The sequence below is a fragment of the Pseudodesulfovibrio indicus genome (assembly GCF_001563225.1).
Taxonomy (GTDB): Bacteria; Desulfobacterota; Desulfovibrionia; order Desulfovibrionales; family Desulfovibrionaceae; genus Pseudodesulfovibrio; species Pseudodesulfovibrio indicus.
This window is the reverse complement of the sequence record NZ_CP014206.1, coordinates 3,679,654-3,704,942: the sequence shown is the minus strand read 5'-3', so window position 1 is coordinate 3,704,942 and position 25,289 is coordinate 3,679,654. Positions and strand designations below refer to the sequence as shown.

Below are 25,289 nucleotides of genomic sequence, written 5' to 3'. Positions count from 1 at the left end.
TCGGTTAGTCGTAGATTTCGGGGTTGAGGCAGGTCTCGGGCCTGCGTCCTTCGAGCATGGCGATCAGGTTACGGGCGGCCAGGGTGGCCATGTCCGTGCGCGAGGAGCGGGTGGCGGAGCCGACGTGGGGCAGGACCACCACGTTGTCCAGCTCGGCCAGTCCCGGGGCCATGGACGGTTCGTTCTCGTAGACGTCCAGCCCGGCCCCGGCGATGGTCCCGGCCTTGAGGGCGGCCACCAGGTCGTCCTCCTTGATGACCGGCCCGCGCGCGGTGTTCACGATGTAGGCGGTGGGCTTCATGCGCGAGAACGACGCGGCGTCGAACAGGTGGCGGGTGGCCGGGGTCAGCGGGGTGTGGATCGAGATGAAGTCGGATTCGGCCAGCAGGGTGTCGAAGTCAACCAGGCGCGCGTTCAGCTCGGACTCCAGGACCGCGTTCCTGCGCCCGCTGGAGCTGGTGTACAGGACCTTCATGTTGAAGCCGCGCCCCATGAGCGCCATGGCCGTGCCGATGCGTCCCGCGCCCACGATGCCCAGCGTCTTGCCGGACACGTCGCCGCCGATGAACTGCAGGGGCCCCCAGCCGGTCCACTGCCCGGAGCGCATGACCCCGTCGGACTCGACCACGCGCCGGGCCGCGGCGAAGAGCAGGGCCCAGGCGCACTCGGCGGTGGCGTTGGTCAGCACGCCGGGGGTGTTGGAGACAGGCAGCCCGCGCCGGGTGGCCTCGGCCACGTCGATGTTGTCGAAGCCCACGGCGTAGTTGGCGTACCCCTTGAGCACCGGGGCCGCGTCGAAGAACTCGGCGTCGATCCTGTCGGTCAGCAGCCCGACGACACCGTGGCAGTCGGCGATGCGCGCGAGCAGCTCGGCGCGGTCCATGGGCGCGTCCACGGGGTTGACCTCCACGTCCGCGACCCGGCGCAGCATTTCGATTCCTTCCTCGGGAATCTGACGGGTGATGAATATCCTGTGTCGTTCCATCGGTTCCTCCTGGTGTTTCGGCCACCAGCATGCGGCCCCGCGCCGTCGGAGTCAACGCCCTTTTCGCCAACGAAAAACCCCCCGGGGACATGGTCCTCGGGGGTGTTGCTAGCGTGGCGCGCCCGGCACGATTCGAACGTGCGATCTTTCGGTTCGTAGCCGAATGCTCTATCCTGCTGAGCCACGGGCGCGCAAACGAAGTGACTGTTTATGCCCATGTGCTCGGGACGTCAAGGGCTTTCTTCAGGATTTTTTCAGTTTGACGTGGAAATCTTCGTCCACGCCCACGGAAAGCGTTGCGCTGCGGCCCTCCACCCGGATCAGCTCGGTGTCCGGGTCTGCGGCCAGTTCGGCCAGCTCCGGGTGCTTCAACAGGTAGAGGCGGACAATGGCCTCGGAAGTCTGGCCGCGCCGGATGGGGGAATACACGCCCTCGATGGACAGGGCCACCCCCTCCTTCCTGCGGTCGATCAGGATGGAGACGTGCGGATTGGCGTGGATGTTCCTGTTCTTTTTCGTGGTCCGGCGGGACAGGAAATAGAATTTCATGGCCGCGTGGTCCGCGAAGAAGTGCATCAGGGAGCTGTGGGGCTGGGAGCCGTCCGCGGTGCAGAGCACGCAGAATTCCTCGGTGCAGATGAGATCGTCGATTAGACGCAGGTTTTCCTTGCTCATGAAAGGTCTCTACGGCACCTTTTCAAGGATCGCCATTATAAAGATGTGGAGCAAGATGGATACCCTGGACAGAAAAATCGAACGCGCCGAAGGGCTGCTCGCGTCCCTGCTGGACCGCGACCCCGGTTCGGTGCGCGCGGCTTGGACCGGGGGCAAGGATTCCACCGTGGTCCTGTTCATCTGGAAGGCGCTGCTGGACCACGCGGGCGCGGGGCCGGTCAAGGCCGTCAACCTGGACACCGGGTGCAAGTTCCCGGAGGTCCTGGCCTTCCGCGACCGGCTGGCCGTGGAGTGGGGCGTTGACCTGCACATCGCCCGGCCGCTGGTCTCCCTGGACGGCTATCCCCTGGCCGCAGACCCCCTGGCGTGCTGCCGCGAGCTCAAGGTAGCCCCCCTGAAGCGGGCGCTCCGCGAGACCGGGACCACCCGGCTGCTGACCGGCATCCGGCGCGACGAGCACCCGGACCGGGCGGCCCGCGAGGCGCTGGAGCCGCGGACCGACCCCGATCACACCCTGGTCAACCCCATCCTCGACTGGACCGAGACCGACGTCTGGGCCTTCCACGACCGGTTCGGCCTGCCCCATTGTTCCCTCTACGACCTCGGCTACCGGTCGCTGGGCTGCCGTCCGTGCACCGCACTTCCGGGCCAGGGCGGGGGAGAACGGTCGGGCCGCTCCGGGGACAAGGAAAAAATTCTCGGTTCGCTCACTTCCCTGGGCTATTTTTAGGCCTCTGCGCCATCCTTCCGCAACCCGCTTGGGCCGGGGCTTCCGGGTAATTTGAGAATTAATTCACAACATTTCCTACCTTTTTGTACCCAATATTTTCAAAAACGTGATTTAGTGCAAAATCGCGTGAAAAACCATTTATTTGCGCGTCCAAAAAGGATGAGGCAAAAGTCGGGTTCGGGTCTTGACCTGACGGTCAACTTCCCCTAAGGACAGTTGTTTACTAGGCTAAGGGTAAAGTGCATTCGCACCGATTTCCGGTTGGAGGTGAACCGGATTTCACGTGCCTGCTGTACTCGTTTTGTCCATCATCTGAAACGAGGTCTTCATGTCGAATCTGTTACTGCTTCTCATCCTGCTGCCGGCGGCAGCGGCGGGGGTCTGCTATTTCGTCCGGTCGTCGGCCGTTCGGAATCTGACCGTGCTCGCCACCGGAGCCATCCTGACGCTCGCGTCGCTGGGATTGCTCTCGCACGGGGTGTTCGAGCCGATCGAGGTCGGCTCGATTCTGGGGATCGGCAGCGACTTCCTGGTTACCGTCCTGGATTTCGCGCTGCTGGGTGTCATCTTTTTTTATGGTATCAAACACAAGAGCATTCTGATTCAGGCCTTCACCGCGGCGCAGGCCGTGCTGCTCGCCTGGTTCGAGATCGTCATGGTCAAGCACGAAGCCGTCCCCGCCCTGGCGGGCGACCAGCTCTCGCTGATCATGGTCCTGGTGATCTCCATCATCGGTTCGCTGATCTGCATCTTCGCCATTCCGTACATGAAGGAACACGAAGAGCATCTCCACCTGAAGAAGTCCCGCCAGCCGCGATTCTTCTTCTTCCTGGTGCTCTTCCTGGGCGCCATGAACGGACTGGTCCTGTCCAACAACGTGCTGTGGATGTACTTCTTCTTTGAGGTCACCACCCTGTGCTCCTTCATGCTCATCGGCCACGACGCCACCGAGATCGCCACCAGGAACTCGGTCCGCGCCCTGTGGATGAACGCCATGGGCGGCCTCGCCTTCGTGCTCGGCATGATGCTGGTCTACATGGAAGCGGGCACCCTGAACATCGCCGCCATCCTGACCTCCGGCAACCAGACCGCCCTGATGCTCACCGGCCTCGGCTTCCTGTGCCTGGCCGGGTTCACCAAGGCCGCCCAGGTCCCGTTCCAGTCCTGGCTGCTCGGCGCCATGGTTGCGCCGACCCCGGTCTCCGCGCTGCTGCACTCCTCGACCATGGTCAAGGCGGGCGTCTTCGTGGTCCTGCGGTTCGCCCCGGCCTATGCCGGGTCCTTCCTGTCCACCGGCGTGGCCGTCTGCGGCGCGTTCACCTTCATCGCCTGTTCCGCCCTCGGCGTGGGGCAGTCCAACGGCAAGAAGATCCTGGCCTACTCCACGGTGGCCAACCTCGGCCTGATCATCTGCTGCGCGGGCATCAACACCCCGCTGGCCCTGACCGCCGCGGTCATGCTGATCCTCTTCCACGCCATCTCCAAGTCGCTGCTCTTCCTGTGCGTGGGCACCATCGAGCAGGCCATCGGCTCCCGCGACATCGAGGACATGCGCGGCCTGTACGCCAGGCTCCCGCGCACGGCGCTGATCACCATCATCGGCATCCTGACCATGATGCTGCCGCCGTTCGGCGTGCTGCTCGGCAAGTGGATGGCCATCGAGGCCTCCGCCGACTCCAACATCTTCATCGTCGTCATGCTGGCCATGGGCTCCGCCCTGATGGTCGTCTTCCTGGCCCGCTGGGCCGGTTCCATGATGGCCACCCGCGAAGAGGGCGGCCGCTGTGAATCCCAGCCGACCCTGACCCGCCTGCCCCTGCTGATCCTCTGTCTGGGCGCGGTGGTCCTGTCCATCGCCTCCCCCTGGATCTACAACTCCCTGCTGGCCCCCTGGCTCGGGTCCGCCCCGTTCATGGTCGGCTTCGGCTCCCTGGAGTCCGCCCACGGCACGTTCGTGGTGGTGCCCCTGTTCCTGGTGCTCGGATTGGGCCTGCTCTATGCGGTCAAGGCCGGTTCCGGCTACCGCAAGGTGAAGGTCATGCCTCCCTACCTGGGCGGCGCCAACTCCTCCGTTGACGGCACCTACGTCGGCCCCATGAACGGCGATGTTCCCTTCGCCGCGGGCAACATGTATCTGGGCGAGCTGTTCGCCGAAGGCAAACTCACGCCTGTCTTCAACGCACTGGCGGTCGCGCTGATCGTCCTCATGCTGGGAGGGGCGCTGTAATGGAAACCCTTATTCTCGTCATCATCGGACTTCTTGTCGGCCCGCTCGCCGGCGGCCTGATCGCCGGCCTGGACCGTCGCGTCACCGCCTGGTTCCAGTCCCGCCAGGGTCCCCCGATCATGCAGGCCTTCTATGACGTGGCCAAACTCCTGGGCAAGGAGAAGATGGTCGTCAACCAGTGGCAGATCATCTGCGCCTGGGTCTACCTGATCGCGGCCGCCACCTCCGTGGCGCTGTTCTTCGCGCAGGGCGACCTGCTGCTCGTCTTCTTCGTGCAGGCCGTGGGCGCGGTCTTCCTGGTCATGGGCGCCATGGCCGCGAAGTCCCCGTACTCCCAGGTCGGCGCGCAGCGCGAGCTGATGCAGATCCTGGCCTACGAGCCGATCCTGATCCTGGTCTTCGTCGGCTTCTACATGGTCACCGGCTCCTTCTCCATCGAGGCCATCTGGGCCCAGGAGATGCCGCTGCTGGCCAAGATGCCGCTGCTCTACCTGGCGCTCGGCTACGCCCTGACCATCAAGCTGCGCAAGTCGCCGTTCGACTTCTCCACCTCCCACCACGGCCATCAGGAACTGGTCAAGGGCATGCTCACCGAGTACTCCGGCCCCTACCTGGCCCTGATCGAGATCGCCCACTGGTACGAGACCATCCTGGTGCTCGGCCTGTGCGCGCTCTTCTGGCACACCAACGTGGCCTGGATGGCGCTTCTGCTCGCGGCCACCTACATGCTTGAAATCCTGGTGGACAACACCATGGCCCGCATGACCTGGCGCTGGATGCTCAAGCGCGTCTGGCTGCTCGGCATGGGCTTGTGCGTCGTTAACCTCATCTGGCTGTACGCGGGGTAAATCATGTTCGGATCATTCATCAAGAAATCTCGCGCCAAGTCACCGTGGATCATGCACTTCGACTGCGGTAGCTGCAACGGCTGCGATATCGAGGTCCTGGCCTGCCTGACCCCCCTCTACGACGTGGAGCGGTTCGGCATCATCAACGTCGGCAACCCCAAGCACGCGGACGTCCTGCTGGTCACCGGCACGGTCAACCACCGGAACAAAAAGGTGCTCAAGAACATCTACGACCAGATGCCCGAGCCCAAGGCCGTCATCGCCATCGGCGCGTGCGGCAACACCGGCGGCGTCTTCCGCGACGCCTACAACGTCGTGGGCGGCGTGGACCAGGTCATCCCCGTGGACGTCTACGTCCCCGGCTGCCCGGCGAAACCCGAGGCCATCATCGACGGCGTCGTGGCCGGACTCGGCAAATTCGCCCAGAAAGTGGAAGAAGCCGAGTAGCTTCGAACGAGGTACATAATGCAAGGTAAAGTTATAGACGTGACCCTCGACACCCTTGTCGGCGAGGTCATGAACATGAAGAACGACGGGCAGAGGCTTGTCACCTACTCCACCTACCAGGTCGGAGAAAAGGGCATCGGCATCCTCTACCACTTCGACAAGAACCTGGAAATCACCCACCTGCGGCTTGAAACCGACATGGACAAGCCCATTCCGAGCGTGTCCGGCGTCTTCTTCGCCGCGCTCCTGGTGGAAAACGAAATCCGCGACCAGTGGGACGTCAAGTTCGACGGCCTGGTCCTCGACTTCAACCGCACGCTCTACCTTGACCCCGAGGTCACCCAGGTTCCCCTGGTGTCCAACGTCAAGATCGAGCCGAAAAAATAGGGGGCTGAAATGGCTACTACCGTAATTCCCTTCGGCCCGCAGCATCCCGTCCTGCCCGAACCGGTGCACCTCACCCTGAAGGTCGAGGACGAGATCGTCAAGGAGGCCATCCCGGCCCTGGGCTACGTCCACCGCGGCCTGGAAAAACTGGCCGACATCCGCGACTACCACCAGATGATCAACGTCTGCGAGCGCGTCTGCGGCATCTGCTCCATGATCCACGCCGTCTGCTACTCGCAGGGCATCGAGGAACTCATGGGCGTCGAGGTCCCGGACCGCGCCAAGGTGCTGCGCGTCATCTGGTCCGAACTCCATCGCTGCCACTCCCACCTGCTCTGGCTGGGCCTGTTCGCCGACGCCTTCGGCTTCGAGTCCCTGTTCATGCAGTTCTGGAAAGTCCGCGAGCGGATCATGGACATCAACGAGGCCACCACCGGCAGCCGCGTCATCGTGTCCGTCAACGTCATCGGCGGCGTCCGCGCCGACCTCTCCCCGGACCAGATCCGCTGGATCCTGTCCGAACTCGAGATCGTCGAGAAAGAGGTCAAGGCCATGCAGGACACCATCATGAACGACTATACCGTCAAGTCCCGCACCGTGGGCGTCGGCGTGCTGACCAAGGCCCAGGCCTACGAGCTCGGCGCCGCCGGCCCGACCCTGCGCGGCTCCGGCGTGGCGCAGGACATGCGCATGCTCGGCTACGGCGCGTACAACATGCTCGACTTCGAACCGGTCGTCGAGACCGCAGGCGACTGCTGGGCGCGCTCCACCGTGCGCTTCCGCGAGACCCTGCAGTCCATCGACCTGGTCCGCCAGGCCATCGCCAAGCTCCCCGAGGGCGAGCTGGCCGCCAAGGTCAAGGGCAACCCGCCCGAGGGCGAGATCTTCACCCGGGTCGAGCAGCCGCGCGGCGAGTGCGTCTACTATATCCGGGGCAACGGCACCAAGCACCTCGATCGCCTGCGCATCCGTACCCCGACCTTCGCCAACATCCCGCCTCTTCTGGCCATGCTGCCCGAATGCGAGCTGGCGGACGTCCCGGTCATCGTGCTGTCCATCGACCCGTGCATCAGCTGCACCGAACGCTAGGAGGACCGCATGCTGTTTACACCCACCGTCATCAAGAACCTGCTGAAAAAGCCCGCCACCCGGAACTACCCGTTCACCGTGCGCGAGCCGTTCCCCAACTACCGGGGCGAGCTGGTCATCGACATCGACGGCTGCATCTTCTGCGGCACCTGCTCCCGCAAGTGCCCCAGCCAGTGCATCACCGTGGACAAGAACGCCGGGACCTGGCAGTGCGATCCGCACGCCTGCGTGTACTGCGGCATCTGCCGGGACAACTGCCCGACCAAATGCCTGTCCATGAAGGACGTGCACCGCAAGCCCATGACCGAGAAGATCACCTGGATCGAACAGGGCACCCCGCCCAAACCGAAAAAGAAAACCGCTGAAAAGAAAGAAGAGAAATAGGCTGACCCCCTCCCTCTTCGATCAATAAAGTAAGCCCCGGCTCACCGAGCCGGGGCTTTATTTATGGGAGAAGATGCCTCCGGCGGCCGGGGGAAGGGGGAGAGAAACCTTTTGAGAAAGGTTTCTCTCCCCCTTCCCCCGGACCCCCATCCCCCTCTCTTCCAAAACTTTTTATGTCGCTGCGCGAGGGGTGAGGTTCGAGTGAGTTGATTCCTTTAAATTGAATTCGTTCAGACCAACCCCGCACGCTAAACCGCGCTCGCACGGACCTGCCGAAGGCACGCAAAAAGCTTTGAAGGGGGAGTCCAGAGGGGGAAACTTTCTCGAAAGTTTCCCCCTCTGGCCGCCGGAGGCATTCTTCTCCTATAACTTCTGGTCGATGTCGGAGAAGCAGGGGATGCAGTAGGTCTTGCCGGCGAAGCGGCGGGTGCGGGATTCCATGGTCATCTCGCCGCAGTGTTCGCAGCGCAGGCTTTCGAGGACCTGTGCGGGGCGGGGGGCCAGGGCGTCGAGGGGGGTGAGGTCGAACATGTCGTCGAGGTCGATGGTCATGAAGTGGTCGATGGCCTGTTCGCGGCTGCGGTCGCCGGGGGCGAGGTCCTTGAGCAGGGCGCGGAATCCCTTGCCGGACTTGCGGTCATAGAAGGAGAAGGCGCGCTTTCCGTAGTCCCGGTGGATGAAGTTGCCTTTGCCCAGCGTGCAGTCGGTGAGGAACTGGATGGCGTCCACGCCGCACATGTCGGTCTCGCTGACGGCCACGAGGTCGGTTTGGGCAAGGTCGCCGAGTTCGCGTTCGGCCAGCTCCACGGCGCGGATGCCGATGGTCAGGCCGGGGCAGTGGTGGCCGTGGAAGCGGATGGTTTCGTCGAGTTTTTCCTTGGGCAGGGTGCAGGGCATGGTTTTTCCTTGTATCAGCCGGCGGGGACGACCATGGGGTGTCCCTGCACGGTATGGATGTGAACGGGCAGGCCGTAGACTTCCTCCACCACGTCCGGGGTGACTTCGCAGGCGGGTCCGGTGGAGTGGATGCGGCCGTCCTTGAGAAACAGGACCTTGTCGGCGTAGCGCAGGGCGGTGTTCAGGTCGTGCATGGTCATGATGGCGGCCAGGTTGTGGCCTTTGACCACGTGGCGGAGCATGGACAGGATGTCCACCTGGCTGCGCAGGTCGAGGCTGGAGGTGGGCTCGTCCAGGAGCAGGAGCTTGGGTTCCTGGACCAGGGCGCGGGCGATGGCGACCTTCTGGAGCTCGCCGCCGCTGAGCTGGTCGATGTGGCGCAAGGAGAGGTGATCCAGGCGCAGCCGTTTCAGGGCCGAATCGACCATGCGCAGGTCCTTTTCGCCCACCCGCCAGACGATGTGCGGCTTGCGGCCCATGAGCACGGCGTCGAACACGGTCAGCCGGGCGGCCTCGGACCGCTGTGCCACGTAGCCGATGCCCAGCGCGATTTCGGCGGGGCGCATCCTGAGCACGTTGCGGTCCTCGACCAGGACTTTGCCCTTGGCGGGCGCGTGGATGGCGTTGATGCACTTGAGCAGGGTGGTTTTGCCCACGCCGTTGGGGCCGAGGATGGCCAGCAGTTCCCCGCCGTGCAGGTCGAACTCCACGGAGTGGAGCACGGATTTGCCGTTGTAGCCGAAATCGAGGCCGGAGACCGAGAGGATCATCTGCGCTGCCCCCTTATGATGAGATAGATGAACACGGGTGCGCCCAGGAACGCGGTGAGCACGGACACGGGCAGGACGTGGGGTGCGAGCACGAGGCGCGCGGTGGTGTCCGCGGCCAGGAGCAGCAGCCCGCCCGCCAGGATGGAGCCGGGCAGCAGGAACCGGTGGTCCGAGCCGATGACGCGGCGGACCATGTGCGGCACCACCAGGCCGACGAAGCCGATGATCCCGAGGAAGGCGATGATCACGGCGGTGAGCATGGAGGCCAGCAGCATGCCGACCATGCGCACGCGATCCACGCGCACGCCCAACCCCTTGGCGGTCTCGTCGCCCGCGTCGATGGCGTTGTAGTTCCAGCCGTTGGCCAGGAAGTAGACCGTGCAGACCAGGGTCACGGCGGACATGACGCCCAGCTCGGACCAGGAGGCCCGGGCCGTATCGCCGAAGGTCCAGAAGACCATGGCGGCCAGCTGCACGTCATCGGCGAAGTACTGGAGAAACATGGTCCCAGCGGTGAACAGGGCGCCGAGCGCCACGCCGGTCAGGATCATGATCTCCGGGGTCGCGCCGCGCAGCCGGGAAACGGCCACGATGACCCCGGCGGCCAGCAGGGAGAAGAGGAAGGCCACGCCTGTGGTCAGGTACGGGCTGGTCACGTTCACGGTGTCGGCGCTGGCCGAGGTCATGATGCCGCCGCCGAGGATCATCACGGCAAAGGCCGCGCCGAAGGCGGCCGCGTGGGAGATGCCCAGGGTGAAGGGGGAGCCGAGCGGGTTGCGCAGGATGGACTGCATGGCCGCGCCCGCAACGGAAAGCCCGGCTCCGGCCACGATGGAGGTCAGGGCCTGGGGGAGCCGGATGTTCCAGACGATGACGTCGAACCGCTTGGACGAGGCCCAGCCCATGAGGGCCCGGGCCACTTCGTCGAGGGGGATGTTCGCCGCGCCCAGGGAAATGGAGATCACCAGGGCGAGGGCCAGCAGTCCGCCGGTCAGGCAGACCAGTCCGACCTTCCAGCCGATGTACCGCCGGTATTCCTCCGGCACCTGTCCGTCTTCGAAGTGCACGCTAGTTCACCCGCACCGGGACGTAGGCCATACCCTGGAACATGTGGTTCATGTCCGCGAATACCGGCTTGCCCACCAGGAAGGTGTATATCTCGTCCGCCTTGGCCGCGGGGTCCACGTCCGCGAACCGGTCCGGGTACAGGGTCTTGCCGATGAAATAGGCGTTGGCCAGGATCGAGCCGTAGTTGATGGAGTACCAGTTGTAGGGCAGCACGCCGTAGACGCGGTCCGCCTTCACGGCGGCCAGGGTGCGGTAGGCGGGGTCGGTGCGCAGCTCGAACAGGCCGCCCGCCTCGTCGCCCATCTGCAGGGTGGAGAGGTCCAGGAACAGGTAGTCCGGGTTCCACTCCACGATCTTCTCCTTGGCCACGTCGGACTGGCTCAGCCCCTTGCCCGCCGAATTGGCGTCGTAGGCCAGATTCCGGGCGCGGACAAAGGAGAAGGGCGGGTAGGTCGGTTCCGTGGACTGGAAGCCGTGCGGCCCCTTGAAGGCCACGCCGCCCACGAAGGCCGAGGGGCGGTCCTGCTCCGGGATGTCGGCCGTGCGCTTGTTCAGGTCGTCGATCAGCTCGGTGATGTAGGCGATGACCGACTCGGCCCGCTGCTCGCGGCCCACCACCTCGCCCATCAGGCGCAGGGTGGCGAAGAGCTGGTCGCGCCGGGCGCCCAGGTTGCCGTAGTCCAGGACCACCACCGGGATGCCGGTCTTCTGCTCCAGCTCGGCGGGATCGTGGCCCATGGTGGAAAAGGTCTTGAAGACGACCTGCGGCTGGGGCTCCAGGGTCAGGATCAGTTCGGGGTTGTCGTGCCCCCGGAACTGGCCGAACACGGGCATGGTCTTGAACTGCTGGTTGGCGATGGCGTAGGGTCGGGAATCGAACCGCGACCGTCGGCTCTCGATGTCGTCCACGGCCACCGCCAGGGACTGGCCCTGAAGATAGGTCAGCAACCGGAGGCTGCCGGAACCGGAACAGATCACCCGCTCCACCGCGTCCGGAATCTCGATCACCTTGCCGCCGGCGTCGGTCACGGATCGCGCCTGGGCGGGCAGGGGGATGAACAAGGCCAGGACCAGGACCGCAGCCAGGAAACGGAAACGATGAACTAATTCCATTCGGGCACCCTTTTCAGCGTATGATTTGTTGAATCAAATATGGATATTGTTACTGATTAATAAAAAGTAACACAATTGGGTGATAGAAGAAAGAAAGAGACCCGTCAAGGGGGATGTGAATTCGGACTCGGACGCTCGGTTTAGCAAGGGGAGCGGGAATGCCCGGGCGGCTGCCAGGGAGGGGGCGCAGGCCATTGAGAGGGGAAGACGGGAGCGGCTTTCGCTCTCGGCGGGAACCCGGCCTTCCGCAAACCGGTGGATGCGGTCCGGTCCGGGCCGCCGCACGGCCATGCGACCCGGATAGCACGTCGGCAAACCGGTCGGGCGACACCCCGTCCCCATCCTGTGCCGGAGGGGCGCGGGGACCGTATCGGAGCCCTTGGCTTGGGGCGGGAAATTGCGTAACGTGCGATTCCTTATGCAACGCAAGAAGACGAGAGTCGTGAACATCGGCAACGTGGGCATCGGCGGGGACAACCCGGTCCGGGTCCAGTCCATGTGCAACACGGACACGCGCGACGTCCTGGCCACGGTGACGCAGATCACCCAACTGGCCGACGCCGGGTGCGAGATCGTGCGGTTGGCCGTGCCTGACGAGGCGGCGGCGGCCGTGCTCGCGACCATCCGCGAACAGTCGCCGGTGCCGCTCATCGCGGACATCCATTTCGACCACCGGCTGGCCCTGGCCGCGCTCGACGCCGGGTTCGACGGGCTGCGCATCAACCCCGGCAACATCGGGGACGAATCCAAGGTGGACGCCGTGGTCCGCGCGGCCAAGGCGCAGGGCACGCCCATCCGCATCGGGGTCAACGGCGGGTCCCTGGAAAAGGACCTGCTCGCCAAATTCGGCGGTCCCACGCCCCAGGCCATGGTCGAGTCCGGCCTGCGGCACGTGCGCATGCTGGAGGCGCGCGGCTTTCACGACATCAAGATATCGCTCAAGACCTCGTCCGTGCTCAAGACCGTCGAGGCGTACCGGCTCATGTCCGACGAGGTGGACTACCCGCTGCACATCGGCATCACCGAGGCCGGGACCCTGGTGCGCGGTGCGGTCAAGTCCGCCGTGGGGCTGGGCATCCTGCTTTTCGAGGGCATCGGCGACACCCTGCGCGTGTCCCTGACCCACGATCCGGTGGCCGAGATCGGCGTGGCCTACGAAATCCTGCGCAGCTTGGGCTTGCGGGAACGCGGCCCGGAGATTATATCCTGCCCCACCTGCGGGCGCACCGAGATCGGCCTGATCGAGCTGGCCGAGCAGGTGGAGGCGGCGCTGAGGGGGGTGGAGGAGGTCTTCACCGTGGCCGTCATGGGGTGCGTGGTCAACGGCCCCGGCGAGGCGCGCGAGGCCGACATCGGCATCGCGGGCGGCCGCGACCTGGGCATCATCTTCCGCAAGGGGGAGGTGGTCCGCAAGGTCCGGGGCAACGCCAATCTGCTGCCCGAATTCATGAAAGAGATCGATAAATTCCTGGAAGAAAGGAGAACCGAATAGATGCGTCTTTCCCGCTATTACATCCCGACCCTGAAGGAGGACCCGGCCGACGCCGAGGTCGTCTCCCACAAGCTCCTGATGCGCGCGGGCATGATCCGCAAGCTGACCAGCGGCATTTACAACTATCTGCCGCTGGGGCTGCGCTCCATCAACAAGGTGGGGCAGATCGTGCGCGAGGAGATGAACCGGGCGGGCGCGCTGGAGGTCCTCCTGCCCATGGTCCAGCCCGCCGACCTCTGGAGGGAGACCGGCCGCTGGGAGTACTACGGCAAGGAGCTGCTCCGGTTCAAGGACCGCCACGACCGGGACTACTGCCTCGGACCCACCCATGAGGAGGTCATCACCGACCTGGTGCGCGGCGAGATCAAGTCCTACAAGCAGCTGCCGGTCAATCTGTACCAGATCCAGACCAAGTTCCGCGACGAGATCCGTCCCCGGTTCGGCCTCATGCGCGGCCGCGAGTTCATCATGAAGGACGCCTACTCCTTCGACAAGGACGAGGCGGGCGCGGAGAAGTCCTATTTCGACATGTTCAACGCCTACAAGGCCGCGTTCTCGCGCATCGGGCTGCGCTTCAAGCCGGTCCAGGCGGACTCCGGAGCCATCGGCGGCGATTTCTCCCACGAGTTCATGGTCCTGGCCGAGACCGGCGAGGACACCATCGCCTCCTGCCTGTCCTGCGACTTCGGGGCCAACCTGGAAAAGGCCAAGGTGGCCGCTCCCACGACCGCTCCGGCGGACGAATCGACCGTTCCCGCACTTGAGGAGGTCGCCACCCCCGGCACGCACACCGTGGAGGAGGTCTGCAACTTCCTCGGCATTTCCGCCGACAAGCTGGTCAAGACCCTGCTCTTCGTGGTGGACGGCAAGCCCGTGGCCGGGCTGGTGCGCGGCGACCGCGAACTGAACGACGTCAAGCTGCGCAACCTGGCGGGCGGCAACGAGATCGAGCTGGCCGACGAGGCGCTGGTCCGCAAGCTGACCAACGCGCCCGTGGGCTTCGCCGGTCCCGCCGGGCTGGACCCCAGCGTGCCGGTCTATGCCGACCACGAACTGCTGGCCGGGACCGACTGGGTGGCCGGGGCGAACAAGGGCGACACCCACGTCCTGCATCTGGCGCTGGGCCGCGACTGCAAGGTTGAGCAATACGCCGACCTGCGGGTCATCGAGCCCACGGACCCCTGCCCGGAATGCGGCGGGGCCATCGAGTTCACCAAGGGCATCGAGGTGGGCCACGTGTTCAAGCTCGGCCTGAAGTACTCCCAGAAGATGGAAGCCACCTTCCTGGACGAGAACGGCAAGTCCCAGTTCATGATCATGGGCTGCTACGGCATCGGCGTGTCCCGCATCGTGGCCTCGGCCATCGAGCAGAACTTCGACGAGAACGGCTGCTGCTTCCCGCCGTCCATCGCGCCCTTCGAGGTCTGCCTGATCTCGCTCGGCGGCAAGGACCAGGACGTGGCCGACAAGGCCGAGGAGCTGTACGCCGAACTGCTGAAGCTCGGCGTGGATGCGGCCTTCGACGACCGGGCCGAACGCCCCGGCGTCAAGTTCGCCGAGGCCGACCTGATCGGCTACCCCATGCAGCTGGTGCTCGGCGGCAAGGGGCTCAAAAGCGGCATCATCGAAGCCAAGGATCGCAAGACCGGTGAAAAGATCGAGCTCCCGCTCGACACCTTTGCCGAGTCCTTCGCTGCCTGGCGCAATGGTATCTGGAATAATTGGGGCCTTGAAACCCCCTAGATTCCGGACATATATCGTCATGCCAACCCGGCGCGGAATCGACCGCGCCGGGTTTTTTTATTGTCGGTCCGGTCCGCCGGGTGGTATGCCACGGATGGACCGGACACAACCTTCGGGAGAGAGAAAATGACCTTTGAAAGTGGAATCGCGTTGGCGCTGGCCACGCTGGTGTTCGCGTGCATACCGGGGCCGGGGATTTCGGCCGTGGTGGCCCAGTCGCTGGCGCGCGGGTTCAAGGCGGGTGCCGGGTTCACCCTGGGGCTGGCCCTCGGGGACGTGTGCTACCTGCTCACGGCCCTGTTCGGCATGGGCTGGGTGGCCTCGCAGATCGGGCCGTATTTCGTCATCCTCAAGTGGGCGGGCGCGGCCTATCTCGTCTACATGGGCGTGAAGTGCTGGACGGCCAAGCCGAATTTCGATCCGCAGCCGGAGTGCGCGGCCACGGCCCGCACCGGGCGCAGCTTCCTGGCCGGGCTGTGCGTGACCTTGGGCAACCCCAAGGCCATCGCCTTCTATTGCGGGTTCCTGCCCGGCTTCGTGGACATGGCGTCCCTGACCGGGACCGACGTGGCCCTGGTCATGGGCATCATCGTCCCGATCATCGGCACGGTCCCCCTGGTCTACGCCTGGCTGGCCTCGCGGGGCCGCAACGCCATCCGCTCGACCCGGCTGTGGAAGATCATGAACCGCTCCGCCGGAACCATCATGATCGGCGCGGGCGCGGCCATCGCGGCGGAGTAACTGTTGTAGTGTAAAATCAACCGGCCCCCCGCCCCCCCCACCGCGAAGCGGCTATACAAAGTTTAGGAGGGGAGTTGGGGTTGGGGGGTCCAGGGGGGAAGGGGAAGAGGGGAAGCCCTTTTCCAAAGGGTGCCCCTCTTCCCCTTCCCCCCTGGCCGCCGGAGGCATTTCTTTGTCCAATATACTGACCGTTTCCGAACTCACTCAATCCGTAAAGGCGCTGCTGGAGGCCGAGTTTCCGTTCGTCTGGGTGCGGGGGCAGGTCTCCAACCTGGCGCGGCCCGCGTCCGGGCACGTCTATTTCACGCTGACCGATGGCGAGGCGGCGTTGTCCGTGGTCTGGTTCAAGTCCTCGCAGCGCTCGGCGGAGCCGGTGCAGCAGGGTGCGGACAGGGTCAACCCGCTGACCGGGGAGATCGAGGAGGCCGAGGGCGACACGGCGCTCACGGGCAGCGGGCTTGAGGACGGCATGGAGGTGCTCTGCGCGGGGCGGCTCAACGTGTACGAGCCGCGCGGCCAGTACCAGCTGGTGGCCGAGCTGGTCCAGGCCCAGGGCGTGGGCGTTCCGCGGCGCGCGGCGAGCCGCGCGCCAGTACCAGCTGGTGGCCGAGCTGGTCCAGGCCCAGGGCGTGGGCGACCTGGCGCTGGCCTTCGAGGCGCTGAAGCGGAAGCTGGCGGCCAAGGGCTATTTCGACGAGGACCGCAAGCTGGAGCTGGAGCGCGACCCGAGGCGGGTGGCGGTGATCACCTCCAAATCCGGGGCGGCCATCCGGGATTTCCTGCGCATCGCGGCCACGCGCGGCACCGGGGCGGAGATCCGCATCTACCCGACCCTGGTGCAGGGCGACCGCGCCCCGGCGCAGATCGCGGCGGCGCTGGACCTGGTGGACGGCGAGGGATGGGCCGAGGTCGCGGTGCTCATCCGCGGCGGCGGCTCGCTGGAGGATTTGTGGGCCTATAACACCGAGGAGGTGGCGGACGCCATCTTCCGCGCCCGGCTGCCGGTGATCACCGGCGTGGGCCACGAACCGGACGTGACCATCGCGGACTTCGTGGCCGACAGGCGGGCGGCCACGCCGAGCCACGCGGCCCAGGAGCTGTGGCCCCGGCGCGAGACCCTGGCCCAGAAGGTGGACTCCCTGGACCTGGGGCTGAACAGGGCCTACGCGGGCTGGCTGTCGGCCAAGGCAAAGGATTTCGAGCACCTGCGCAAGGCGCTGGTGTGGCTCTCCCCACGGCGGCGGGTGGAGCGCATGGAGGACCGGCTGTCCGCGCTCATGTCCCGGCTGGACGGCGCGGGGCTGGACCGGTATTTCGGGTGCGCGGAACGCGCCGTGCGGCTGGCCGAGCGGCTGGGTCGCGCCTTCGGCCCCCACCGGTTGGACGGGCTGGAGGCAGCGGTGGACGGGTTGGCGCACCGGCTGGACAAGGCCGGGCAGCGGCTGCCCGAGGGGCTGGGCCAGCGGCTGACCGTGCTGGAGACGGCGCTGCGCGGGCTGGACCCGGAGGGTCCGCTCACGCGCGGCTACGCATTGGTCAGGGTGACCGGGACCGGAGAATTTTTGCGCGACCCCCGAAGGGTGACGGAAGGCGCCGCTCTTGATATTACGGTCCGTGACGGCAAGGTCGGGGCGGTGGTGACCTCCGCCCGGCACAAGGATGAATAGAGGTAGTATGCGACGGTTTGTTTTGATGTTGGTTATGGCGGTCTGCCTGATGCTGGCCCCGGCTCCGGCCCCGGCCCAGAGCTTCGGCCTGGAGGAGGGCGACGACGCGGGCGTGGTCCTGCCCAAGGACGCGGAGGCCGGGACTCCGGCCCCGGCCCCGGCGCAGTCGGTCCCGGCGCTGGTCCTGGCCGCGCCGAGCAAGGTCGGCGTGGGCCGTCCGTTCCTGGTCCGGCTGACCTCGGACCTGCCGCTGGAGTCCGTGTCCATCCACTGGCAGGGGCGCGAGGTGGTCCCGTCCATCTCGGTCTGGAACAACCGCCACGTGGCCCTGGCCATGCTCGGCACGGACGTGCTGTCCGAGCGGCCCGGCAAGGAGGACCTCTCGGTCATCGCCTCGGTGGACGGCAAGGAGTCGACCCTGCGCCGCACGGTGCGCGTGACCTCGGTGGACTATCCGACCCAGGAGCTGACCCTGCCGGAGAAGATGGTCACCCCGCCCCAGGACGTGTTGGACCGCATCGCGGCCGAGGGCGTGAAGACCTCCGAGGCCAAGAACACGGTCTCGGCCCAGCGGCTGTGGACCCTGCCCCTGGAGCGGCCCGTGGACGGTATCGTCCTGAGCGTGTACGGGGCGCGGCGCATCCTCAACGGCAAGCCCAAGAACCCGCACCGGGGGCTGGATTTCCGCTCCCCCATGGGCAACCCGGTGAAGTCCGTGGCCGCGGGCAAGGTCATCCTGGTGGGCGACCACTACTATGCGGGCAACTCGGTCTACGTGGACCACGGCAACGGCGTGGTCTCCATGTATTTTCACCTGTCCGAACCCACGGTCAAGGAAGGGGACGCGGTCGAGCGCGGCCAGACCGTGGGACTGACCGGCATGACCGGCCGGGCCACCGGCCCCCATCTGCATTTCTCCCTGTCGGTGCTGGGCGAGCTGGTCGATCCCGCCGGATTGTTCCAGGCCAAGGCCGACGACATGCTGCAATAGAGATCCGCCATGAAACATCATTTTTGTCGACGCGCCCTCGGCGCTCTGCTGCTCTGTCTGTGTCTCGCCGGTCCCGCCTTTGGCGCGGGGCTGGAAATGGTCGAGGTCGACGCGCCCGCGCGCGCGGGCACCGGCAAGCCGTTTCTCGTGCGCATCGCCACCTGGTACCCGCTGGAAGACCTGGCGGTGGAGTGGGAAGGCGGGACCGTGCGCCCGGCCGTGACCGTGCGGTCCGGCAAATCCGAAGCGCCGGTGCTGCTCGGCGTGGACCTGCGGGCCGAGACCGGCGTGCGGACCCTGACGGTGACCGCGCGCATCTGGGGGCATGAGCGCAGGTTCTCGCGCACGGTGGAGGTGGTCGAGTCCGCATGGCAGGAGGAGACCCTGACCGTGCCGCCCAAGATGATCGACCCGCCGGAGTCCGAGCGCCCGCGCATCGAGCGCGAGAGGGAGCTGATGCGCGCGGCCCGGGGGACCGTGTCGCCCGAGCGGTACTGGACCCTGCCTTTCACCCGCCCGGTCAAGGGCAAGATGCTCAGCCGGTTCGGGCTGCACCGGGTCTTCAACGGGACCACCGCCGGGCGCCACACCGGACTGGACTTCCGGGCCTGGCTCGGCACGCCGCTGCACGCCATCGCCGCCGGAAGAGTTGTCCTCACCGGTCACTTCTACTATGCTGGCAACTGCGTGTTTCTCGACCACGGCAACGGCCTGGTGACCATGTCCTGCCACATGTCGAAGGTCCTGGTGAAGGATGGGGATCTGGTCGAGGCCGGGCAGACCATCGGGTTGTCCGGGGCCACGGGCCGGGTGACCGGCGCGCACCTGCACCTGGCCGCATTCGTCCAGGGCGCGGTGGTGGACCCGGAGACTTTATTGAAAATTACTGATGGCAACTCGTTTGAATAAAAGGAATTTGATTAATACAGCTGACGGAGGAACCCGTGGCGAAAGATACCTTTGAAGACCGGCTGGAGCGGCTCAAGGACGTGGTCGACCGGCTGGAGCGCGGCGACCTTCCCCTGGAGGACGGCGTGGCCCTGTACAAGGAGGGGCTGGAGCTGGTCAAGGCGTGCGGCAAGCAGCTGGAGAACGCCCGGCACGAGGTCAAGCTCGTGTCCGAAGGGCTGATCCGCGAGTTCGACGGACTTGAGGGGCTGGCCTCCGACGCGGAGGACGAGCAGTGACCGCCGCAGCGACCGTAAAGGAAGAGCTGGCCCGGCGTGCGGCCTCGGTCGAGGAGTTTCTGGTCACCTGCCTCCGGGATCGCGGCATCCCGGACCGGCTGCTGGCCTCCATGGAGTATTCCCTGCTGGCCGGGGGCAAGCGGCTCCGGCCCGTGCTGGTCCTGTCCTGGTGCGGGATGCTCGGCGGCGAGCCGGACAAGGCCATGCCCTTTGCCGCGTCCATGGAGTGCATCCATACCTATTCGCTGATCCACGACGATCTGCCCGCCATGGACGACGACGACCTGCGGCGCGGCAAGCCGTCCAACCACAAGCGGTTCGACGAGGCCACGGCCATCCTGGCGGGCGACGGGCTGCTCACCGAGGCGTTCGGGCTGATGTCCGCCGCGTCCATCGTCAGGGGGCTCCCGGCGGACCGGGTGCTCAGGGCGATCTTCGTTCTGGCCCAAGCCGCCGGGGCGGGCGGCATGGTCGGCGGCCAGGCCGTGGACATGGAGTTCACGGGGCGCACCGGGGTTCCGCTTCCGGAGCTGCAGCGGATGCACGCCATGAAGACCGGGGCGCTGATCACCGCGGCCTGCGAGTGCGGTGCGATCCTGGCCGGAGCCCCGGAGGCGGACGTGGCCAACGCCCGCGAGTTCGGGCGCAACATCGGCGTGGCCTTCCAGATCGTGGACGACGTGCTGGACGTGGTCAGCGACACCGAGACTCTGGGCAAACCGGCGGGCAGCGACGAAGCCATGGGCAAGACCACCTACCCCGCGCTCATGGGGTTGGACAAGAGCAAGCAACTGGCCGTCGAATATGTGGAAACGGCCCTGACCCACCTTTCGGGATACTACGGCGGGGAGCAGGAGTTCCTTTGGCAGCTGGCCCGATACATAGTGGACAGGGTGTATTGATTGGACTAGACTTTCGCCCTTATGATCAAAGACCCGAAGCAGACGGCCATTCTATCGAAGATCCGCAAGCCAGGCGACGTCCGTGACCTGGAAGGGGACCAGATGGAAGTGCTGGCCCAGGAAATTCGCGACATCATCATCAGCCAGGTGTCCGCCCACGGCGGCCATCTCGCGCCGTCGCTCGGCGTGGTCGAGCTGACGCTCGCCCTGTTCCGTTCCTTCGACCTGGAGCGGGACAAGCTGGTCTGGGACGTGGGGCATCAGGCGTATGCGCACAAGCTGCTCACCGGGCGCGTGGACCGCTTCGACACCCTGCGACAGAAGGGCGGCCTGAGCGGCTTCCCGCGCATGGCCGAATCCCCCTATGACCATTTCGGGGTGGGCCACTCGTCCACCTCCATCTCCGCCGCGCTGGGCATGGCCATGGCCCGCGACCTGAAGGGCGAGGACCACGAGGTGGTGGCGGTCATCGGGGACGGCTCCCTGACCGCCGGGCTGGCCTTCGAGGGGCTGAACCAGGCGGGCGACCTGGGCCGCAAGATGGTCGTGGTCCTCAACGACAACGAGATGTCCATTTCCCGGAACGTGGGCGCGCTGTCCCAGTTCCTGAGCCGCAAGATGACCTCCCCGTTCCTCCAGCGGCTGAAGTCCGACGTGGAGGGGCTGCTGGCGACCATCCCCAAGATCGGCGGCGACCTGGCCGTGTATGCCAAGCGGTACGGCGACTCGGTGAAGTCCTTCTTCACCCCCGGCATCCTGTTCGAGGCCTTCCACTTCACCTACGTCGGCCCCATCGACGGCCACGACACCGCGACCATGGTCAAGGTGTTCGAAGAGGTGAAGAAGATCAACAAGCCGGTGCTGGTCCACGTCATGACCAAGAAGGGCAAGGGGTACGAGCCCGCCGAGTCGGACCCGTCCCACTACCACGGGGTGGGCCAGTTCGTGCCCGAGACCGGCCTGGCCCGGAAATTCTCCGGCCTGGGGCTGCCGTCTTACACCTCCATCTTCGGTTCCACCCTGTGCTCGCTGGCGGCCAGGGACGAGAAGATCATGGCCATCACCGCGGCCATGCCCGAGGGCACGGGCACCGAATGTTTCCACAAGAACTACCCGGAGCGGTTCGTGGACGTGGGCATCTGCGAGCAGCACGCCGTGACCTTCGCCGCTGGGCTGGCCACCGAGGGGTACAAGCCCGCCGTGGCCATCTATTCGACGTTTCTGCAACGCGCCTACGACCAGGTGGTCCACGACGTCTGCCTGCAGAACCTGAACGTGAATTTCTTCCTGGACCGGGGCGGTCTGGTGGGCGAGGACGGGGCCACCCATCACGGGGTGTACGATTTCAGCTTCCTGCGCCACATCCCGAACCTGGTGGTCATGGCCCCCAAGGACGAGGCCGAGCTGGCCCGGATGATGGCCACGGCCTTCGATCACAACGGGCCGTGCGCCGTGCGCTATCCGCGCGGCACCGGGGTCGGGGCCAAGGTCCCGGCCACCCCCAAGCCGCTGCCCATCGGCGAGGGCGAGCTGATGCGCGACGGCACGGACGCGGCCATCATCACCATTGGCTCCCGCGTCTACCCGGCGGTGGAGGCGGCCATGGAGCTGGTGGAGGACGGGCTGGACGTGGCCGTGTTCAACACGCGCTTCGTCAAGCCGCTGCCCGAAGCGCAGCTCCTGGAGCTGGCCGGGCGGTTCGAGCGCATCCTGCTGGTGGAGGAGAACGCCCTGGCGGGCGGCTTCGGGTCCGCCGTGCTGGAGCTGTTCGTGGCCAGGGGGGTGCTGGACGGCAAGAAGATCGCCCAGCTCGGCGTGCCGGACGAGTTCATTGAGCACGCCACCCAGAAGGAGCTTCGGCAGATGCTCGGCATCGACAAGGACGGCATCAAGCGCGGCCTGCTTGGCCTGTGCGGCTAGCATGGCCTGCCGCCGAAACCGGGGACCGGCTTCGAACCGGTGGCGGCGCTTCCTGCGCGGCCTGGCCACCCTGCGCCACTGGATGGGGTGGGGCGGCACGAAATTCGGCTTTTACATCCCCTACGAATGGGCCGGGACCCTCGAACCCTTCACCGAAGACCATACCTATGAGTGGCTGAAGGCGGCCTGGGACGCGGACCAGGGGACGTTCCGGGAGACCTTGGACCGCATCGAAAAGCATCTGGACACCCTGGCGGGGTTCGCCGCCCTCGATCCCGGCGACGGCGACGCGCCGCGCTTCGACCAGAGCTGGTGTCCCGGGCTGGACGGGGCCGCCGCCTACGGGCTGGTCCGGGAGCTTGCGCCCGCGCGGATCATCGAGATCGGCTCCGGCCACTCCACCCGGTTCATGGCCCGGGCCATCCTCGACGGCGGGCTGGCCACCAGGCTGACCTCCATCGATCCCGCGCCGAGGCGGTCCATCGACCATCTGTGCGCCGAGGTGGTGCGCACCACCCTGGACAAGGCTGACCTCTCGCTGTTCGACGGGCTGGGCGGGAACGACATCCTCTTTTTCGACGGCAGCCATATCGCCATGCCCGGCTCGGACGCGGACACCCTGGTCAACCGGGTCCTGCCCCGGCTCAACCCCGGCGTGTGGGTCCACGTTCACGACATCTTCCTGCCCCACGGCTACCCGGACGCCTGGGAGTGGCGGGGCTACAACGAGCAGAACCTGGTGGCCGCGCTGCTGGCCGGCGGCGGCCGGTTCAAGGTTCGCCTGGCCTCGGCGTACGTCCGCCGCCACATGAGCAGGGCCATCGAGAACTGGCCCATCCCCCGTCCCGCCGAATCCTTCGAAACCTCCCTCTGGCTCGAAAAGATATCCTGATCGTCCGTCCGCCGGACGCGACAAATCCCGAGGTCCCGCGCATCAGCACGGCCTCAGCTCACGCACGCCCCTGCCGAAGGCACACAAAAAGTTTGGGAAAAGGAGGGGATGGGGGTCCGGGGGAAGGGGAGGAAACAACCCTTTTCAAAGGGTTTTTCCTCCCCTTCCCCCGAGACGTTCAGCCGCGCGCGCTAGCGCCCGCAGCACTTCTTGAATTTCTTGCCGGAGCCGCAGGGGCAGGGTTCGTTGCGGCCGACCTTGCGCTCCTTGCGGATGGGCGGGCCGGAGACCATGTGGCCGTCCACGTAGAGCCACTGGCCGTTGTCGTTGCGGAACTCGCTGCGTTCGCGGTGTTCCTGCTCCTCGCCGTCGATGGCGTACTTGGCGGAGAACTCGACGATGCCCGCCTCGTCGCCTTCCTGGCCCGCCCAGGTGTCGTGGATGGTGAGGCCCAGCCACTCGGCGGATTCGGCCCACTGGCGCACGGACTCGTCGTCATGGTCCTTGAGGGCCTCTTCGGACAGGGTGGCCTTCAGGTAGTCCAGCTCCTTGAACACGTAGGCGGAGTAGCGGGAGCGCATGAGCGCCTCGGCCGTGGGGGCCTTGGCCTGGCCGGAGATATAGGGGGTGCAGCACTGGGTGTGTTCCAGCCCGGAACCGCAGGGACATTCTTTGGTCATGGTGTACCTCGTTGGGTTTTTGGTCAGCGGATTGTAGAGAAAACGGCCCGCCTGTCAATGGAGAGTGCTGCATTATTGCCCGGTGGCCGCGTTCAGTGGATTGTAGGCGAGGGGCTACGGGCCGCGCAAGAGCCTCTGATGGTGTTGTGCTGCGGAAAAAAGCCGGACCCTCGCGGATATCCAGGTGCGCGGCGGCCTTGACTTTTTTTGACGCGGTGTCGGCGAACAACCCTAGGGCGCTCCCGAAATCGGGCGGCGAGGGGTTTTCGCCGGAGTAACCGCTTGCCCCGGGCGGCGCGGTCTGGCACCCTGCGTCCATGCTCAGAATCAGCGACAGGGTCGTCATCCCCTATGAGGAGCTGCGCTTCATCGCCTGCCGCAGCTCCGGCCCCGGAGGCCAGCACGTGAACACCGCCGACACGCGGGTCACGCTGTTCTTTGACGTGGACAACTCCCCCAGCCTGACCGAATTGCAGAAGGTCGCGGTCAAGGGCAAGCTGCGGCGGCGGATCGACAAGCGCGGCGTGCTCAAGGTGACCAGCCAGAAGTTCCGCAGCCAGAAGACCAACAAGGACTCGGCCGTCGAGCGGTTCGTGGAACTGATGCAGTGGGCGCTCAAGCCCGTGGTTCCGCGCAAGGAGACCCGGGTGCCCAAGTCCGCCAAGCGCAGGCGGCTCGAGCGCAAGCGGCAGACCGCCGAGCGCAAGCGCGGGCGCAGGACGCCGGACGTCTCCGGGGAATACTAGCTGTAGCGGGTCTAGGTCAGGCCCAGCTCTTCCAGGGCGAGGTACAGCTCGCGGCTGATCCAGGCGTCGGTGGCCGCGTAGACGACCTGCTGGCGCGAGAGCTTGTCCTTGGCCCAGTTGGAACACTGGGCGGACTTGGAGATGCGGAAGCCGAGCAGGTTGGCGGCCATGTTGCGCAGCCCGTGGGTCTGGAGATTGTACTTGGCGGTGATGGTCGAGAGGTCGATGAAGCCGCTGGGCTTGAACCGGGCGTGCTTCTGCAGGCCGAGGATGTCGTCGCGCACGGCCACGCCGGTCTTGAGGATGCGGCGGTTGGCCAGGATGTCGCAGACCCCTTTGCCCAGGGGCAGGACGTTCAGCTGAAAGACGTAGGCGCAGTCGGCGGTGGCCAACTGGAGCAGGGACGGCGGGCCGGGTTTCTTGCCCTTCTTGAACACGGGCCGGGTCTCGGTATCGAAGCCGAGCAGGGACGAATCGCGCATCCCCTCGATGGCCTCTTCGAGGTCCTCCTCGCTGCGGACGACCTTGATTTCCCCCTCGTAATGGCGAAGGGGCATCTCGTTGATCTCATCCTTGGTGAAGGAGCGCAGGTACTGTTGCGGAATGTCTGTGGTGTCCGTGGTCATCTAAGCCTGACGTTCGTTTGAAGTTTTGGCGGATGGTTGTACATTCCCGCAAGTTCGTCAAGCAGAAGGTGAAGCGCCCGCC

Annotated in this window: 26 protein-coding genes, 1 tRNA gene and 1 pseudogene; 19 read left to right on the top strand and 9 right to left on the bottom strand. The window is 65.8% G+C overall.

Annotated features, from left to right (window positions below):
* Positions 1-4: 4 nt before the first annotated feature.
* The 3 genes from AWY79_RS16900 to AWY79_RS16890 all read right to left on the bottom strand — a co-directional run bounded on the left by AWY79_RS16900 (position 5) and on the right by AWY79_RS16890 (position 1,660).
* Positions 5-985, bottom strand: coding sequence for a 2-hydroxyacid dehydrogenase (locus AWY79_RS16900; protein WP_066806478.1), 981 nt, complete (start codon positions 983-985; stop codon positions 5-7).
* A 114-nt stretch (positions 986-1,099) separates the two neighbouring features.
* Positions 1,100-1,176, bottom strand: a tRNA-Arg gene (locus AWY79_RS16895).
* 52 nt (positions 1,177-1,228) lie between these two features.
* Positions 1,229-1,660, bottom strand: coding sequence for a pyridoxamine 5'-phosphate oxidase family protein (locus AWY79_RS16890; RefSeq protein ID WP_066806477.1), 432 nt, complete (start codon positions 1,658-1,660; stop codon positions 1,229-1,231).
* A 55-nt stretch (positions 1,661-1,715) separates the two neighbouring features.
* Here AWY79_RS16890 and AWY79_RS16885 point away from each other — a divergent pair, with 55 nt between their 5' ends.
* The 7 genes from AWY79_RS16885 (at position 1,716) to AWY79_RS16855 (ending at position 7,772) form a co-directional block, all read left to right on the top strand.
* Entirely contained in the window at positions 1,716-2,390 is a 675-nt protein-coding gene (locus AWY79_RS16885) for a phosphoadenosine phosphosulfate reductase family protein (protein ID WP_066807344.1), read from the top strand.
* 328 nt (positions 2,391-2,718) lie between these two features.
* Entirely contained in the window at positions 2,719-4,617 is a 1,899-nt protein-coding gene (locus AWY79_RS16880) for an NADH-quinone oxidoreductase subunit 5 family protein (protein ID WP_066806475.1), read from the top strand.
* Entirely contained in the window at positions 4,617-5,465 is an 849-nt protein-coding gene (locus tag AWY79_RS16875) for a respiratory chain complex I subunit 1 family protein (RefSeq protein ID WP_066806473.1), read from the top strand. Before AWY79_RS16880 ends, AWY79_RS16875 begins: the two co-directional genes overlap by 1 nt.
* 3 nt (positions 5,466-5,468) lie before the next feature.
* Positions 5,469-5,912 carry an NADH-quinone oxidoreductase subunit B family protein gene (locus AWY79_RS16870; protein WP_066806472.1) on the top strand — a complete coding sequence of 148 codons (444 nt, stop codon included), beginning with the start codon at positions 5,469-5,471 and terminating at the stop codon, positions 5,910-5,912.
* Positions 5,913-5,930: 18 nt separating this feature from the next.
* The gene (locus AWY79_RS16865) at positions 5,931-6,299 is read left to right on the top strand and encodes an NADH-quinone oxidoreductase subunit C (RefSeq protein WP_066806470.1); all 369 of its coding nucleotides are present in this window, start codon (positions 5,931-5,933) and stop codon (positions 6,297-6,299) included.
* A 9-nt stretch (positions 6,300-6,308) separates the two neighbouring features.
* Positions 6,309-7,388 (top strand): hydrogenase large subunit, encoded by a 1,080-nt coding sequence (locus tag AWY79_RS16860; RefSeq protein WP_066806468.1) that lies wholly within the window; start codon positions 6,309-6,311, stop codon positions 7,386-7,388.
* 9 nt (positions 7,389-7,397) lie between these two features.
* Positions 7,398-7,772, top strand: a complete 375-nt coding sequence (locus tag AWY79_RS16855) for a 4Fe-4S binding protein (protein ID WP_066806467.1) — start codon at positions 7,398-7,400, stop codon at positions 7,770-7,772.
* Between the two features lie 363 nt (positions 7,773-8,135).
* Here the strand turns inward: AWY79_RS16855 and AWY79_RS16850 are convergent, their stop codons facing one another.
* The 4 genes from AWY79_RS16850 to AWY79_RS16835 are packed head-to-tail and all read right to left on the bottom strand — an operon-like array spanning position 8,136 to position 11,620.
* Positions 8,136-8,669 (bottom strand): FmdE family protein, encoded by a 534-nt coding sequence (locus AWY79_RS16850; protein ID WP_066806466.1) that lies wholly within the window; start codon positions 8,667-8,669, stop codon positions 8,136-8,138.
* A 14-nt stretch (positions 8,670-8,683) separates the two neighbouring features.
* Complete coding sequence (locus AWY79_RS16845) at positions 8,684-9,439, bottom strand: ABC transporter ATP-binding protein (RefSeq protein WP_066806465.1); 756 nt, start codon at positions 9,437-9,439, stop codon at positions 8,684-8,686.
* Positions 9,436-10,506 (bottom strand): FecCD family ABC transporter permease, encoded by a 1,071-nt coding sequence (locus AWY79_RS16840; RefSeq protein WP_066806463.1) that lies wholly within the window; start codon positions 10,504-10,506, stop codon positions 9,436-9,438. Before AWY79_RS16840 ends, AWY79_RS16845 begins: the two co-directional genes overlap by 4 nt.
* A gap of 1 nt (position 10,507) precedes the next feature.
* Positions 10,508-11,620, bottom strand: a complete 1,113-nt coding sequence (locus tag AWY79_RS16835; RefSeq protein ID WP_066806461.1) for an iron ABC transporter substrate-binding protein — start codon at positions 11,618-11,620, stop codon at positions 10,508-10,510.
* Between the two features lie 418 nt (positions 11,621-12,038).
* On the opposite strand from AWY79_RS16835, the gene ispG reads away from it, so the two are divergent.
* From ispG to AWY79_RS16785, 11 genes and pseudogenes are all read left to right on the top strand, one after another.
* Positions 12,039-13,112, top strand: coding sequence for a flavodoxin-dependent (E)-4-hydroxy-3-methylbut-2-enyl-diphosphate synthase (gene ispG, locus AWY79_RS16830; protein WP_066806459.1), 1,074 nt, complete (start codon positions 12,039-12,041; stop codon positions 13,110-13,112).
* Complete coding sequence (locus AWY79_RS16825; protein WP_066806457.1) at positions 13,113-14,855, top strand: proline--tRNA ligase; 1,743 nt, start codon at positions 13,113-13,115, stop codon at positions 14,853-14,855. It begins immediately after the preceding gene.
* Between the two features lie 126 nt (positions 14,856-14,981).
* Positions 14,982-15,596: a LysE family translocator gene (locus tag AWY79_RS16820; RefSeq protein WP_066806455.1), complete on the top strand. Its 615-nt coding sequence runs from the start codon at positions 14,982-14,984 to the stop codon at positions 15,594-15,596.
* Positions 15,597-15,768: 172 nt separating this feature from the next.
* Positions 15,769-16,080 (top strand): annotated as a pseudogene (locus AWY79_RS19595) (exodeoxyribonuclease VII large subunit); the annotation flags it as partial.
* 118 nt (positions 16,081-16,198) lie between these two features.
* On the top strand, positions 16,199-17,263 hold the full coding sequence (gene xseA, locus AWY79_RS16815) for an exodeoxyribonuclease VII large subunit (protein WP_335343125.1): 1,065 nt from the start codon (positions 16,199-16,201) through the stop codon (positions 17,261-17,263).
* A 7-nt stretch (positions 17,264-17,270) separates the two neighbouring features.
* Positions 17,271-18,254 (top strand): M23 family metallopeptidase, encoded by a 984-nt coding sequence (locus AWY79_RS16810; RefSeq protein WP_066806454.1) that lies wholly within the window; start codon positions 17,271-17,273, stop codon positions 18,252-18,254.
* A 9-nt stretch (positions 18,255-18,263) separates the two neighbouring features.
* Positions 18,264-19,163, top strand: a complete 900-nt coding sequence (locus AWY79_RS16805; RefSeq protein ID WP_066806452.1) for a M23 family metallopeptidase — start codon at positions 18,264-18,266, stop codon at positions 19,161-19,163.
* Between the two features lie 35 nt (positions 19,164-19,198).
* Positions 19,199-19,441, top strand: coding sequence for an exodeoxyribonuclease VII small subunit (gene xseB, locus AWY79_RS16800; RefSeq protein ID WP_066806450.1), 243 nt, complete (start codon positions 19,199-19,201; stop codon positions 19,439-19,441).
* A complete protein-coding gene (locus AWY79_RS16795) occupies positions 19,438-20,343 on the top strand; it encodes a polyprenyl synthetase family protein (RefSeq protein WP_066806448.1) in 906 nt (301 codons plus the stop codon). Before xseB ends, AWY79_RS16795 begins: the two co-directional genes overlap by 4 nt.
* 21 nt (positions 20,344-20,364) lie before the next feature.
* Positions 20,365-22,263 (top strand): 1-deoxy-D-xylulose-5-phosphate synthase, encoded by a 1,899-nt coding sequence (dxs, locus tag AWY79_RS16790; RefSeq protein WP_066806446.1) that lies wholly within the window; start codon positions 20,365-20,367, stop codon positions 22,261-22,263.
* Position 22,264: 1 nt separating this feature from the next.
* Positions 22,265-23,155, top strand: a complete 891-nt coding sequence (locus AWY79_RS16785; protein WP_066806444.1) for a class I SAM-dependent methyltransferase — start codon at positions 22,265-22,267, stop codon at positions 23,153-23,155.
* A 191-nt stretch (positions 23,156-23,346) separates the two neighbouring features.
* On the opposite strand, the gene AWY79_RS16780 is transcribed toward AWY79_RS16785, so the two are convergent.
* Positions 23,347-23,835 carry a YchJ family protein gene (locus AWY79_RS16780; protein WP_066806442.1) on the bottom strand — a complete coding sequence of 163 codons (489 nt, stop codon included), beginning with the start codon at positions 23,833-23,835 and terminating at the stop codon, positions 23,347-23,349.
* Positions 23,836-24,152: 317 nt separating this feature from the next.
* Between AWY79_RS16780 and arfB the strand changes: the two genes are divergently transcribed.
* Entirely contained in the window at positions 24,153-24,581 is a 429-nt protein-coding gene (gene arfB / locus AWY79_RS16775) for an alternative ribosome rescue aminoacyl-tRNA hydrolase ArfB (RefSeq protein WP_066806440.1), read from the top strand.
* A gap of 11 nt (positions 24,582-24,592) precedes the next feature.
* Here arfB and AWY79_RS16770 read toward each other — a convergent pair whose 3' ends face one another.
* Positions 24,593-25,207, bottom strand: a complete 615-nt coding sequence (locus tag AWY79_RS16770; protein WP_066806438.1) for a 3'-5' exonuclease — start codon at positions 25,205-25,207, stop codon at positions 24,593-24,595.
* Positions 25,208-25,289: the final 82 nt, after the last annotated feature.